Origin of the sequence: Kitasatospora sp. NPDC057904 (assembly GCF_042887925.1) — a bacterium.
Lineage (GTDB): Bacteria > Actinomycetota > Actinomycetes > Streptomycetales > Streptomycetaceae > Kitasatospora.
In genome coordinates this window covers 11,597-25,776 of the sequence record NZ_JBHVOL010000038.1, presented here as the reverse complement: position 1 = coordinate 25,776, position 14,180 = coordinate 11,597, and the positions used below count along the sequence as shown (strand labels likewise).

General features: G+C 74.4%; 10 protein-coding genes. 6 read left to right on the top strand and 4 right to left on the bottom strand.

All coding sequences use genetic code 11. The features are described from left to right. Positions 1-87 precede the first annotated feature (87 nt). Positions 88-852: a hypothetical protein gene (locus ACFVSN_RS42865; RefSeq protein ID WP_387958923.1), complete on the bottom strand. Its 765-nt coding sequence runs from the start codon at positions 850-852 to the stop codon at positions 88-90. Continuing rightward, positions 852-2,186 (bottom strand): type VII secretion protein EccE, encoded by a 1,335-nt coding sequence (gene eccE / locus ACFVSN_RS42860; protein WP_387601715.1) that lies wholly within the window; start codon positions 2,184-2,186, stop codon positions 852-854. The genes ACFVSN_RS42865 and eccE overlap by 1 nt, the downstream gene beginning before the upstream one ends. Before the next feature lie 166 nt (positions 2,187-2,352). Between eccE and eccB the strand changes: the two genes are divergently transcribed. The 6 genes from eccB (at position 2,353) to ACFVSN_RS42830 (ending at position 8,277) form a co-directional block, all read left to right on the top strand. Then, entirely contained in the window at positions 2,353-4,038 is a 1,686-nt protein-coding gene (gene eccB / locus ACFVSN_RS42855) for a type VII secretion protein EccB (protein WP_387601718.1), read from the top strand. A 192-nt stretch (positions 4,039-4,230) separates the two neighbouring features. Further along, a complete protein-coding gene (locus tag ACFVSN_RS42850; protein WP_380437556.1) occupies positions 4,231-4,536 on the top strand; it encodes a WXG100 family type VII secretion target in 306 nt (101 codons plus the stop codon). An 80-nt stretch (positions 4,537-4,616) separates the two neighbouring features. Next, complete coding sequence (locus tag ACFVSN_RS42845) at positions 4,617-4,907, top strand: WXG100 family type VII secretion target (protein ID WP_387958921.1); 291 nt, start codon at positions 4,617-4,619, stop codon at positions 4,905-4,907. Between the two features lie 103 nt (positions 4,908-5,010). Beyond that, positions 5,011-6,240, top strand: a complete 1,230-nt coding sequence (gene mycP, locus ACFVSN_RS42840) for a type VII secretion-associated serine protease mycosin (protein WP_387958919.1) — start codon at positions 5,011-5,013, stop codon at positions 6,238-6,240. A gap of 150 nt (positions 6,241-6,390) precedes the next feature. Further along, positions 6,391-6,933 (top strand): SigE family RNA polymerase sigma factor, encoded by a 543-nt coding sequence (locus ACFVSN_RS42835; protein WP_380437562.1) that lies wholly within the window; start codon positions 6,391-6,393, stop codon positions 6,931-6,933. Positions 6,934-6,987: 54 nt separating this feature from the next. Continuing rightward, positions 6,988-8,277 (top strand): hypothetical protein, encoded by a 1,290-nt coding sequence (locus ACFVSN_RS42830; RefSeq protein ID WP_387958916.1) that lies wholly within the window; start codon positions 6,988-6,990, stop codon positions 8,275-8,277. 73 nt (positions 8,278-8,350) lie between these two features. Here the strand turns inward: ACFVSN_RS42830 and ACFVSN_RS42825 are convergent, their stop codons facing one another. Together ACFVSN_RS42825 and eccCa are read right to left on the bottom strand one after the other, a co-directional pair. Further along, positions 8,351-9,757, bottom strand: coding sequence for an APC family permease (locus ACFVSN_RS42825; protein ID WP_380444492.1), 1,407 nt, complete (start codon positions 9,755-9,757; stop codon positions 8,351-8,353). Positions 9,758-10,223: 466 nt separating this feature from the next. After that, positions 10,224-14,165: a type VII secretion protein EccCa gene (gene eccCa / locus ACFVSN_RS42820; RefSeq protein ID WP_387958914.1), complete on the bottom strand. Its 3,942-nt coding sequence runs from the start codon at positions 14,163-14,165 to the stop codon at positions 10,224-10,226. Positions 14,166-14,180 lie beyond the last annotated feature (15 nt).

Here is a 14,180-nt window from a genome sequence, read left to right as displayed (position 1 = left end):
CAGCGGTGCCGTTACCGCCTCAAGACTAGGCCGTACGGCAGACGTCGTTGTAGGCGGACTCCGATCCCGGCCGGTCGGCCGCACCGCTCAGGCGGGCGGGTCCACCCGGCGCGGCGCGCCCAGGAGCTGCAGCTCCGCCTGCCCGGCCACGGCCCGAACGTACTGACGGTGCATCCGCGTCGTCCAGAGCGTCAGGTCGTCGCCGAGGGCGGGCAGCGCGGCGACGTCCTCCGGCGGCAGCGACAGCGCGTGCCGCAGGATCCCGGCCTCCTCCGGCTGGACCCGCTGCACTCCGACGAGGTCGGCGGCGCCGACCAGCCGGGCGGCCTCCGGGAGCAGCCACGGCAGCACCGTCAGCGTGGTCTGCCAGGGCGTGGCGGACAGCCGGCTGCGCGGCGGGCGGGCGGTGAGGTCGCGCACCACCAGCACCGGCGAGGTGACGGACGCGCCCTGCGGGCCGAGCCGGCCGGCTTGGTGGACGGTCATGCAGGGCTGCCCGCCGCCCGCGGCCCGCGCCAGCGCGCTCCAGGCCTGCGGGCGGGCGGTCTCCACCGCGACGCGCGCGCCGGTCGAGGCGGCCCGCAGGGCGATCAGCCGGGCCGTCCACAGGCCGCCGACGAGCACCAGGTCGTGGGCGCCGGGCCGGAAGAGCCCCAGCACCGAGGGCCGGCCCTGGACGTCCACGCCGATCGGCACGCCGTCGTCGCCGACGGGGAGGGCCAGCGCGCCCAGGTCCGCGGCGGCCAGCACGTGCTTGTCCCGGCGGGGGCCGCGGAGGCCGAAGCCGGGCAGGATCCGCGGCCGGGGGCGCGGCCGCGCGGTGGCGGGGCGCGGGCGGGTCGGGTGGGCCATCAGGCGGTTCCTCCCAGCGGCAGGGTGGCGAGGACGCCGGGCGCCTGTTCCAGGTCGAGCCGGCTCAGGCCGAGGCCGGCGTTCCGGGCGCGGGACTCCACCTCGCGGCAGGTGGCGGCGAGTTCGGCCTCGTCGCGTCCGGTCAGCCGCAGGTGGCCGGCGAGGGTGACGGAGCCGCCGCTGGCGTGCCCGAGGGTGAGGCTGAGGGTGCCGGCCAGTGCGGGGGCGCCGGTGAGCCGGTTGACCAGCTCGGGCAGGGGCGGCTCGCCGGGGTGGCCGAGGCGGGGCCAGCGGGAGATCCAGTAGGTGCAGTGCCAGCGGTCGTCGATCCGCCAGTGGCGGCGGCCCTCCCGGGTCCGGCGGGTGGCGCTGGCGCCGGTGCCGCCGCCGCTGCCCTGGAGCCCGGCCGCCGCGAGCGGGTTGGCGCACGCGGCGGTGGCGAGGGCGGTGATCAGCTCGCGTTCGTCCAGCACCGTCGCGCGGAACCCGGCGCCGTCGAGCCGCCCGGCGAGCTGGTCGGTCACCCGCTGGAGCGCCCTGCGGGCGCCCTCCTCGCCGCCGCCGCGGGCCCGGACGGCGGTGGCGGCGCGCTCCGGGTCGAGCTTGAGCGCCACCCAGGTGAGCCGCAGCGCGGGGGTCGTGGCGCCGCCGGGCAGCTCGCGGTGGGCGCGGGCGGCGAGCGACTGCTCGGGCAGGTGCGGGGCGGGGGCGGGCTGGGTGTACTGCACCAGCTGGACGGATTCCAGGGTGATGTCGTCGACCCGCAGCGCCGAGCACAGGACGTCCAGCGGGAGCGGCCGGTCGCCGCGCGCCGGGCGCAGCGGCCGGTCCCTGGACTGGACCAGCAGCACCGAGCCGAGGTAGGTGCCGTCGCCGATCATGCCGGTCTCGCGGCGCACCGTCCGTCCGCCGAAGTCGGCCTCGGCGGCGTGGGTGTACGTGCGCAGGGCCGGTTCGAGTTCCAGCACCGGGGCGAGCGTCGGGTCGGCGCCCGGCGGCGGAAGGGTCGAACTGGCCACCCTGAGCCGGGACCTGAGCGCGGATCGGGCCGAGAGGAGCTCCGGGAGGGTCCGGCCGCGCAGCGGGACGAGGCCGGCCAGGACCAGGGCGAGGCCGAGCGCGCCGAGCACGGCGGTGGCCGTCCGGCCGATCGTCCAGCCGATCGCGACGAGGGCCAGGGCGGCCTCGACCAGCACGAGTCGACGGAGCAGCCGGCGGCCGCCGGGCAGTGCGGACGACGAGTGGACGCGGACCGCGGCGGGTCGTCCGCCGCCGGCGGGCGGCTGCCCGCCCGGTGCCGTGCCACGTCGTCCCGGAGCGGTCTGGCTTGGCATCCCCCGGCTGACCCCCACTGCTCGGTTGACAGGCCGCTGGCTCGTCAACGGACCGTGCCCGTACGGTACTCATCGTCCGCTGCCGCATCGTAGAGGGTTCGAGCGCGTTCTCGCCCGCGATGGCGGACTCGGGGGCAGGGCCGGTCGGACAGGGGAGACGACGAGGATGGCATCGCGGCGGGACGAGCTGAACGCGTACACCTTCGCCCGCAGGCGGATGGTGGGCGCGTTCCTGCTGCCGGGTGGCGGGGGCGGTGACGAGGACGCGCCGCGTCCGCTGCGGGCGGTGCTGCCGGGTCTGGTCGTCGGGGCGGTGGTGGTGGCCGGGTTCGGGGTGTGGGGGGTGTTCCGCCCGAGCGCCCCGCTGCACTGGGACGACGGGCGGAACGTGGTCCAGGGCAAGGGGTCGACCACCCGGTACGTGGTGCTGACGGACCCGGACGGGCGGACGAAGCGCCTGCACCAGGTGCTGAACATGTCCTCGGCGCGGCTGGTGCTGCCGGCCGGCGCGAAGGTGGTGGTCGTCGACGACGACGTGCTCGACCGCTACCCGAACCACGGTCCGACGATCGGCATCCCGTACGCCCCGGACAAGCTGCCCGGCAAGGAGAACGTGAGCCGGGCGATGAAGTGGTCGGTGTGCGACCGCCCCGGTTCGGACGCGAGGCAGGAGACCGTCGACCAGGCGCTGTTCGTGGCGGCGGGCGCGGACGCCGCGACGCTGGGCGCCAAGGGCCAAGTGCTCGGGCCGGAGCAGTTGCTGCTGGTCCAGCAGGCGGCGGACCAGCAGGTCACCGCCGCGGCCGGGGCCGGACCGGGGGACGCGGGGGTCTACCTGGTCGACGCGCAGGGCCGTCGGCACCGGATCGGTTCCCCGCAGGCGGACGACCACGAGCGGAAGTCGCTGATCACCGCGGTCTTCGGGCCGAACGCGGTGCCGCAGCCGGTCAAGCGCGAGTGGCTGGACACCCTGCTGCCCGGCAGCGCCGTCGTCTTCCCGCGGGTCGACGGGGCCGCGGACAGCCAGGGCGCCAACTCCACGGTGGCGCTGGAGAACCAGGCCGACCGCAGGATCGGCCGGCTGGTGCACTACCGGGACCGCAATTACGTCGTCGGCCGGGACCGGCTGTTCCTGGTGACGCCGTTCCAGGCCGATCTGATCCGGCAGAACCCGGCGTACCAGATGCTGTACCGGTACGACCAGGACAAGCAGCCCCGCAACGACGAGATGACCCCGTCCGACCAGGCGAGCTTCGGCACGGCCACCCCGCTGCCGAACGCGGGGGACGGCGACTGGCCGCTCAAGTCCGGTGCGCCGGTGAACGACCGGCAGGACCGGCAGGACGCGCGCACCGTCGTGTGCAGCACCTTCGACGGCGTCGCCGAGGACGGCCGCACCCCGAAGCGCAGCGTGTGGGCGGGCCCGGAGTACCCGGCGCAGTACGACAACGGCGCGGGTGCGGCCCACGTGACGCCCGGCCACGGGCTGTTCTACCGCGCGACGGACAACGGCGCGGGCGGCTCCGGCACCGACTTCCTGATCACCGAGACGGGCCTGCGCTACTCGGTGCCCGCCAACGGCGACGGCGGCCGGGGTCCGTCGGCCCCGCAGGGAGCCCCGCCGGGCCAGGGCGGTGCCCCCACGTCGTCCCCGCCCCGGCCGAGTACGGCGGGCCCGGCGGCTCCGGACCGGACGGAGGCGCCGCAGCAGCCGGACGAGCCCGGCGGCAACCAGGCGCGCCTCGGCTACCAGGGGGTCCAGCCGCTGCCGGTCCCCCGCGAGTGGTCGGACCTGGTGCCGGCCGGCCCGCCGCTCAGCGCGAAGGCCGCGGCGCAGCAGCAGAACGCGTGATCGGCCGTGTGCCCAGCGGGAGTTGTGGGCCCGTCGGGGCCGCTGTCACGGTCCGGTGACTACTCTGCGTTCGGAGTTGGGTGAGCTGCGTATGCCGACTACAGTGCTCCTGGACATCACAGGGGTGATGACCCGTCGGGTCGGACGGCCCGTCGGTCATGGAGTGTCTGTCTGTTGGGGGACGGTGGAGCATTGAGTGCCAACCAGTTCACGATGACCGCGCAGGAGATGCAGGCTTTCGCGAGGCACATCGAGGAGGTCATCGGCAAGATCGGCCAGGAGCGCACCAAGCTCAACAACACGGTGGAGCACGTCGGTGCCGGCTGGGCAGGCCAGGCGGCCGAGGCCTACAAGGCGCTCCAGCACCGGTTCAACGAGGACATCGACGCCCTCAACGGGTCGCTGAAGGCGATCAAGGACGCGATCGAGCTGACGACCAAGTACTACGCGGAGACCGAGGCCCAGCAGCAGCAGCAGTTCAGCGGCGCCCAGGGCTGATCGCCGCCCCCGGCCCGCCTTCCGGGCCGGACACCGATCACCGCACCGCGAACTGCCCGCATCCTCGATTGGGAGACATCGTGACCGACCGGATCCTCGTCAACTTCGACGCCGTCCACAGCGCCGCCGAGCAGGTCAAGGCCTCGGCCGCCCAGATCGACCACCTGCTGCAGGAGCTCAAGCAGGGCGTCACCAAGATCTCCGCGAGCTGGGAGGGCGCGGCCCAGCAGGGCTACCGGGCCCACCAGGCGAAGTGGGACGCCAAGGCCGCCGACCTCCAGCAGGCCTGCGCGCAGATCGCGGCCGTGCTGGAGTCCGCCGCGCACGGCTACCGCGCCACCGAGACCAAGAACACCAACGCCTGGACCTGATCGCTCCTCCCGGCGGGAGGGACGGACGCGCGGGGCGGGTGCCCGGATCCCGGGCGCCCGCCCCTGCGCGCGGGTGCGGCCGGACGACGTGAGGGGAGGCAGGGTGTCCGCACGCGGGTACCGCAGGACGGCCGCGGCCCTGGCCGCGTTCGCGGTGCTGGCCGGTCCGGCCGCCGCCCCGGCGCGCGCCGACGGCCCCGGCGTGGCCGCCGCCGGGGACTGCCCGTCCCCCGCGCCCGACGTGCAGGTCGTGCCGTGGGCGCTGCAGCGGCTGCTGCTCGACGAACTGTGGCAGCACGGCCGCACGACCGGCGAGGGCGTCACCGTCGCGGTCGTCGACACCGGCGTGGACGACCGCAACCCGCAGCTGGCCGGCCGGGTCGCGGACGGCGGCAGCCTGCTGGTCGACCGGGAGAGCGGCAAGCGGGTCGAGGGCGGCGGCAAGGACGACCAGGTCGGCCACGGCACCAAGGTGGCGGGCATCATCGCCGCCGCCCGCTCCGACCGGACCGGCTTCGTCGGACTCGCCCCGGGCGCGAGGATCCTGTCGATCCGGCAGAACGACAGCGCGGGCAACGGCGACGTCGCCACCCTCGCCGCCGCCGTCACCCAGGCCGTCCGGGCGGGCGCGCGGGTCGTCAACATCTCGCAGGACGTCCGCGGCGCGGACACCACCGGCTTCACCGGCTACGCCGAGCTGAAGACCGCCGTCGAGTACGCCGAGGCGAACCGCGCCGTGGTGGTCGCCTCCACCGGCAACGACGGCCGGGAGGGCGACACCTACCCGGGCGCCTTCCCCACCGTCCTCGCCGTCGGCGCCTCCGACCGCAACGACGAGCGCGCCTCCTTCTCCCAGTACGGCGACTTCGTGAAGGTCGCCGCGCCCGGCGTCGGCGTGCTCTCCACCGTCCCGGGCGGCGGCCAGTGCGCCGACAGCGGCACCAGCTTCGCCGCCCCGTACGTCTCCGGGCTGGCCGCGCTGCTGATCGGCGCCCACCCCGGCTGGAGCGCCGCCCAGGTGCGGGCCTGGATCGAGCAGACCGCGCAGCGCACCGAGCACGGCCCGAACCGCTTCATCGGCTGGGGCGTGGTGGACCCGGTGCGGGCCGTCACCAAGGCCCCGGACGACCCGCCCGCACAGGCCTCGCCGGACGCGCCCGTGCGCCTCGCCGCCGTCCCGGTCGTGCCCCGCCCGGCCGGCCTCGGCGAGACCCGGGCCGACCGCGACCGCCGCACCGCGACCTACGTGCTCGGCGCGGGCGCGCTGCTCGTCGCGCTGGTGATCGGCGGCGGCGTCGTCCTGCGCGACCACCGGCGCCGCACCGCCGGCTGACCCGGCCGCCCGCCCCCGCCCAGCCACCCTCACGGAGCCGTCCCCCCAGACCGTGCTCCCCCAAAGTCGCCCCGACCCGGCTGTAACATCCCGCGCCGGCCGCCGCATCCAAGAGGTGTCAGCGACCACGAGCCATGGGGGACAGCGCAGATGAGGCGGATCGGGGCGGGCCGGGAGGCCAAGGACGCGGAGTTCCTGGAGCTCGTGTCCAGCCGGACCGGTCAGCTGTACCGCTCGGCCTGCCTGCTGACCAGCGGCGACACCCACCACGCCGAGGACCTCGTGCAGGAGGCCCTCGGCCGGATGTACGTCCTCTGGCGGCGCAGCGCCTGGACGGGCGGGTGGCACCGGATCGACAACCCGGCGGCCTACGTCCACACCGTCATGGTGCGGACCTTCCTGGCCCAGCAGCGCCGCCGCTCCAGCACCGAGCGCCCCACCGGCGACCTGCCCGAGCCCGAGGGCCGGGAGGCCGACAGCACGCTGCGGCTGACCCTCCTCGACGCGCTCGGCCGGATGCCGGCCAAGGACCGGGCGGTGCTGGTCCTGCGCTACTGGGAGGACCGCAGTGTCGAGGAGACCGCCGAGGTGCTGCGCGCCTCCTCCGGCGCGGTCCGTACCCGCACGACCCGGGCCCTGGCCCGGCTGCGCACCCTGCTCGGCGACTCCCTGGCCGAACTGGCCACCCGCTGAGCCCCGTTCGACACCCGACCGACGACATCCGAACCGAAGAGACGGTGATCAACCATGTCCGAACCGGACACGTTCGAGGACGACCTGCTCTACGCGATGAGCCGCACCGGCGAGGCCTTCCGCTCCGAGCGCGCGGGCCTGGCGGCCGGCGGCCTGGACCTCGGCCGCCGCCGCTGGCGCCGCCGGTCCGCCGCCGCCGTGGTGAGCGGCGCCGCCGCGCTGGCCCTGGTCGGCACCGGCGCGTTCTACCTCTCCGGCGCCACCGGCGGCTCCCCGGTCGCCGCCCCGGCCGAGGCCGCGGCCGCCCCGGCGACGAGTGGCGCGGGCACCGCCCCCCTGACCGCGACCCCGGCCGCCACCGCGGCCGCGACGAAGGCGGCGGCGCCGGCCGCCCCCGTCACGGACAAGGAGATGCTGGCCGCCTTCCAGGCGCTGCTGCCCAAGGGCGAGGTGACGGAGGCCAAGGGCGAGGGCACCGAGAAGAGCACGACCCCGTACGCCCAGCTGGTCTTCGACGACGGCCAGGGCAAGTCCCTGATGAGCGTCTCGGTCCAGAGGTTCTACAAGGGCCAGGAGCAGCAGCGCACCTGCCCGACGGACCTCAGGCTCGCCAACCTGGACTCCTGCAGCGTCACCACGCTGCCGGACGGCTCCACGCTCATGCTCTCCCAGGGCTACGAGTACCCGGACCACCGCGCCACGACCAAGGAGTGGTGGGCGACGGTGAGCCGCCCGGACGGCGGCCAGGTCTCCTTCAACGAGTGGAACGCGGCGCAGGAGAAGGGCGTGCCCGACAGCCGCCCCAACCCGCCGATCACCCTGGAGCAGGCCAAGGCGATCGTCACCGACAAGGTCTGGGACAGGGCCGTCGCGGCGGTCCGCTACAACGGCATCGACCCGGCGGTCGAAGATCCGGGCGTCACGCCGGACGAGAAGCAGGCGATCCTGGCCGGGCTGCTGCCCGCCGGCTTCGCGGTCCAGAGCCGCACCACCCACCTCGTCACGGACATGTACCAGCTGACCGGTCCGGACGGGGCCAAGGGCTCGATCTCCGTCCGGCTCGCGAACTGGTCGCGCCCGTTCGACGACCCGCAGACCCAACAGTCGATGGACCGGGGCCGCGCCTCGCAGCTCAAGGACGCCACCGTCCTGCCCGACGGCACCAAGGTCGTCGTGAACGAGCCCGGCAGCGGGTCCAACCCGAAGTTCCCCTACACACGGGCCGCGGAGCTGCACCCGGACGGGACGTACATCGAGGTCGACGCCACCGAGGGCAAGGACCTGCTCACCCTCGACCAGCTGAAGGCGATCGCGGCGAGCCCGAAGTGGCAGGTCAGGAAGTAGGGACCCGACGACACGGCGGTGCCCCGGGCGAGGGGGAAGCCCGGGGCACCGCGCGGTGGGGGAGGGGTGGGGGTCAGGCCTGCTGCTGGTCCTCGGGGAGGCTGATCACCCAGCGGGAGTCCTGCCGGGGGCGCAGGTAGAACAGCCAGTAGAGGGTCGCGGCGGCGGTGATGCCGCCGGTCCAGAGCAGGGGCTCGGTGTCCAGCTGGGTCATGACGTAGACCAGGACGGCGATCAGGACCACCGGGACGCCCGGCCACAGCGGCATCCGCCAGGCGGCGGCGTGCTTGTGGTGGCCGCGGCGGGAGAGCAGCGCGGCGACCGCGACCAGCAGGTACATCGCGGTGACGGCGACGCCGGTGATGTTGCTGAGCAGCTGGCCCTTGACGAAGCAGAGCGCGGCGCCCGGCAGGCCGACGGCCAGGGTGGCGATCCACGGGGAGCCGAAGCGCCCGAGGGTGCCGAAGGCCTTGTTGACCGGCCCGGGCCAGGCCTTGTCGCGGGCGGAGGCGAACAGCACGCGGGAGTTCTGGATGACCATGACGATGCCGGCGTTGATGATGGCCAGCGCGATGCAGAGGCTGATGAAGGTGCCGACCGCCGAGTTGCTCCAGGCGGTGACCATGCCCGAGATGTCGCCGGCGGCCAGGGTCTGCAGGTCGGGGGCGCCCATGGTGATGGCGGCGACCGGGATCAGGATGATGGCGCTGGAGAGGCCGAGCGTCCAGAGCACGGTGCGCGAGACGGTGCGGCGGGGGTTCTCCAGCTCCTCGGAGAGGTAGACGGCGGTGGAGAAGCCCTGGGTGACGAAGAGGGCGATGCCGAGCGCGCCGATGATGGCGCCGATGCCGACGGTGGTGGTGGCGCCGTTGTCCCCGGCGACCACGCCGTGCAGCAGGCTCGGGTGGTCCGGGTTGGTGTGGGCGAAGCCGAGCACCGACACGACGCCGGCCGCGACGACCTCCAGCACCAGGAAGACGCCGGTGATCCAGGCGTTGGCGCGCAGGTCCAGCAGGCCGGCCAGGGTGGCGGCCAGCATGACCGCGGCGCCCGCGATGGGCTTGTCGACGTGCAGGACGGGCGCCAGGTAGTCGGCGGTGCCGAGCGCGATGACCGAGGGGACGATCATCACCACGATCAGCGACTGGATGAAGACCAGCCAGCCGGCCAGCCGTCCGGCCAGCGTGCCGACCATCGCGTACTCGCCGCCGGCGCTGGGGATCAGCGTGCCGAGCTCGGAGTAGCAGAACGCGACGGCGACGCAGAGCACCGAGCCGATCGCGATGGTGAGGGCGGTGGCGCTGCCGATGCTGGAGAACAGCTCCGGCACGATCACGAAGAGCGTGGAGGCCGGGGTGACGCAGGACAGCGTGAGCAGCGTGCCGCCCACGACGCCGATGGAGCGCTTGAGCTGCTGGGGGGCGACTGTCTCGTGCGTAGTGGGGGCTACGTCGAGTGGCTGGCGAAGCGTGTCGGTCATGTGGCTTCCGATCGGCTCTGTGCGGTCCTGGGATGGGAGCGGTATCGCCTCCGCTGGCTGGTTGCTCGGGTCTTGGTCCGGTCGCTCCCGGGCCGCAATGGAACCTTGGGCGTAATGATTGCGTCAACGCCGGAACTGCTTCGGAATCCGTTGCGCGGAAGGGCATAAACATGCGATCCGATGATCACGTACGGTCATTGCGAGGATTGTCCGAGTTGTTACCTCTGCTGCATTGCACTTGAATCCAAGGTAAACAGGATGTTGAAAGCATCCTTTCGAAGGCTGCACTCCGATCCGATGCCGGTACGGCCAGGCGCCCCGAAGCGGCCCCGCAAGCCCCGCGCGGGGTGCGGGAACCGCAGCCCCGCGCCGGAAAGATCTAGGTAACGTTTCAACACCTGGGACGCCGGGGTGCGCCGAGGGGCCGGACCCGAGCGGGCCCGACCCCTTTGGTCACCGTCCGTCACTACTCGGCGGGCAGCCACCCCGTCTGGACCAGCTGTCCGCCGGTCGCCCGCCGCGACACGTACAGCCCGCGGCCCGGCGGCAGCGCCTGCGGCTTGACCGTCCCCAGCAGCGCCCCCTCGTCCCGGTTGCCGGAGAGGACCACGCCCTGCCCGCCGAGCTCGCGCATCCGCTGGAGCACCGGCTCGTACAGTGACCGGCCCGCGCCGCCCGCGCTGCGCGCCACGATCACCCGCAGCCCGATGTCCCGGGCGAACGGCAGGAACTCGGCCAGCGGCGTCAGCGGGTTGCCCGAGCCCGTCGCGACGAGGTCGTAGTCGTCGACGATCACGAACATGTCCTTGCCGCGGTACCAGCTGCGGTCGCGCAGCTGCTCGGCGGTGACGTCCGGCCCCGGCAGGCGGCGCGAGCAGGCGCCGCGCAGCATGTCGACGACCTTCGTCAGCGCGGGCTGCGTCGCCGCGTACTCCACCTGGTACTCGCGGGGGACGGCCCCCAGCAGCGCGCGCCGGTAGTCGGCGACGACGATGCCGGCCTGTTCCGCCGTGTACCGCTCGGTGATCTGCTTGACCAGCATCCGCAGCAGCGCGGACTTCCCGGACCGGGTGTCGCCGAACACGATGAACAGCGGGTCCGTCTCGAAGTCGACGAAGACCGGCGCCAGTTCCGCCTCGTCCACGCCGAAGGCCACCCCGCGCTCGGGGTGCTCGAAGCCCTTCGGCAGTCCGTACCCGTCGAGGACGGCCGGCAGCATCCGCACCCGCGGCGCGTGCGGGCCGGTCCAGGCGCCGGCGACGGCGGCGACGAGTGCGGCCACGCCGTCCTGGAGGTCGTCCACCGCGGACGAGCCGTCGATCCGGGGCAGTCCGGCCAGGAAGTGCAGCCGCTCCGGGGTGACGCCGCGCCCGGCGAGCGCCGGGACGTTCTGCGCGGTCCGGCGGTCCACCTCCGACTCCATCGGGTCGCCCAGCTTGAGCTCGGTGCGGTTCTGCAGCAGGTCCTTGAGCGCCGGGCGCACCTCCGCGTAGCGGGCCGCCGTGATGACGAGGTGCACGCCGTAGCCGAGGCCGCGCTGGGCGATGTCGGCGATCACCGGCTCCAGCGCCTCGAACTCCTGCTTGAAGGTGTTCCAGCCGTCGATCACGAGGAACACGTCGCCGAAGGGCTCGTCCGGGAGCCGCCCGGCCGCCCGGCGGGCCCGGTAGGCCGCGATGGTGTCGATCCCGGCGGCCCGGAACAGCTCCTCGCGCCGGTTCAGCACGCCGTGCACCTCGGAGACCGTCCGGCGCACCTCGTCGACGTCGAGCCGCCCGGCCACCCCGCCGACGTGCGGCAGCCCGGCCAGTGCGCGGAAGCCGCCCGCGCCGAGGTCCAGCAGGTAGAACTGCACCTCCAGCGGGGTGTGGGTGAGCGCGAACGCGGCCACCGCGGTGCGCACGACCGTCGACTTGCCCGAGAGCGGGCCGCCGACCACCAGGCCGTGCCCGGCCGCCCCGGCGAAGTCGAGCTCCAGGACGTCCGTCCGCTGCTCGCGCGGCCGGTCGACCACGCCGATCGGCACCCGCAGCCGGCCCGCCGGGTACCCGGGCGCGCCCAGCCCGCGCTCCGGCACGGCCTGCAGCGGCGGCAGCAGCCGGTCGAGGCCCGGCGCCGCGCCCAGCGGCGGCAGCCACACCTGGTGCGCGGCCGGGCCCTGGCCGGCCATCCGCCGCACGAAGACGTCGAGCACGGTGTCGGCCAGGGCGTCGTCCTGCTCCGGGGCCCGCGCCTCCTCCTGCCCGGCGGGCTCCGGCAGCTCCACCTCGGCCGCGGTGAACAGGACCGGCCGCGTGCCGGCCCGCTGCTCGCCGGCCGCGTGCTGCTGCCCCGGCGCCCGGTAGGGGCCCGAGACGTACGCGGCCTTGAACCGTTCCATCGCGTCCTCGCCGAACTTGAGGTAGCCGACGCCCGGCACCGGCGGCAGGTGGTAGGCGTCCGGCGCACCGATCGCCGCCCGCGACTCGGCCGCGGAGAAGGTCCGCAGACCGATCCGGTAGGAGAGGTAGGTGTCCAGGCCGCGCAGCTTGCCCTCCTCCAGACGCTGCGAGGCCAGCAGCAGGTGCACCCCCAGCGAGCGGCCGATCCGGCCGATCTGGATGAACATCTCGATGAAGTCCGGCTTGGCGGTGAGGAGTTCGGAGAACTCGTCGATGATCAGCACCAGCGAGGGCAGCGGGTCCAGGGCCGCCCCGGCCGCGCGCGCCCGCTCGTACTCGTGGATGTTGACGTAGTTGCCGGCCCGGTGCAGCAGCTCCTGGCGGCGGTGCAGCTCGCCCTCGATCGCGTCCCGCATGCGGTCGACCAGGGTGAGCTCGCCCTCCAGGTTGGTGATGACGGCCGAGGTGTGCGGCAGCTCGGCCATGCCGGCGAACGTCGCGCCGCCCTTGAAGTCGGCGAGGACGAAGTTCAGCTCCTCCGAGGAGTGCGTCATCGCGAGCGCCAGCACCAGCGTGCGCAGCAGCTCCGACTTGCCCGACCCCGTCGCGCCGACGCACAGGCCGTGCGGGCCCATGCCCTCCAGCGCGGCCTCCTTGATGTCCAGGAACACGTGCTCGCCGCCCGCGCCGACGCCGATCGGCACCCGCATCCGCTCGTGCCGGCCGCGCGGGCGCCAGCCCCGGGAGACGTCGAAGGAGCCCGGGTCGCCGGAGTTCATCAGGTCGGTGAAGTCGAGGTCGGACAGCAGCGGCTCCTCGTCGCCGCCGGCCGGCATCCGGTACGGCGCCAACTGCCGCGCCAGCGCCTCGGACTGCCGGGCCGAGAGCAGGTCGGGCGTGCCGGTGTAGGCGGCCCCGGAGGCCGAGCGCAGCTCGATGGCGGTGGGGCGGACGGTCGCCATCAGGTGCCCGCTCGGCTCGTCGAGCTCGCCCGGGACGACCTCGATGACGGTCACCCCCTGCACGCCCTCCGGGCTCGCGAGGAGCGAGTCGTGCGGCACGCCGGCGCCGTCCATCACGACGACGACGTGCGGCTGGTCCGGCGGGGCGGCGGCGTCCCGGACGAACCGCTGGCGCCCGGCGAGCTCGTCCTGGAGCAGCAGCTCCAGCTCGCCGAGCCCGGTGGCGGTCAGCCGGCGCGAGCCGGCGCCGTCGGTCTCCTTGCGGTGCTGGTTGTGCGGGAGCCACTTCGTCCACTCCCACTCCCCGGCCGCGCCGGGCGCCGCGGCGACCGCCACCAGCAGGTCCTCCGGCGAGTGCAGGGTGGTCAGCTGGGCGATCATCGCCCGCACGCTGCCGTACACCGAGTCCGGGTCGCCGCACACCGTGACGTGGTAGAAGGCGCGCAGCGACACCGCGAGCGGGAGGTCCTGGAGCGTGCCGTGCGCGTTCAGGAAGGACTTCATGGCCGCCGCCGACAGCGGCTCCAGCTCGTCCGCCGGCGCGGTCCGCGGTGCCACCAGGGGAGTGGACAGCTGCACCGGCCCGAGGCCGACCCGGATCTGCGCGAAGTCCGCGTCCCCCGAGCGGCGTTCCCACAGCCGGCGCCCGCCCGCGACGACCGCCCACAGCTGGTCCGGCGCCGGGTTGAGGAACAGCAGCGCGCCGCGCTGGCGCTCGGCGGTGCGGCGCACCGCGCGCCGCGTCTGCTGGAGGTACTTGAGGTAGTCGCGCCGGGCGTCGGACGTCGCGGTGGAACCGCCCCGGCGGGCCCGGACGATCTGCGCGAGCACCATGCCGACCGTCGAGGCGATCATCAGCCCGCCCATGATCCGCATCGGCCCCTGGGAGCCCGGCGCGAAGAAGAACACCGCCGAGCCGCCCATGCCCAGCATCGGCAGGACGCTCGACACCCAGTCCTCGCCGCCCTGGCGCGGCAGTTCGGGCGGAGCGACCAGCTCCACCGGCTCGTCGGGCACCGGGGGCGGATAAGCCCTGGCCGCACGCCGCACCATGATCACACCCATGTGCCCCCCCACCCC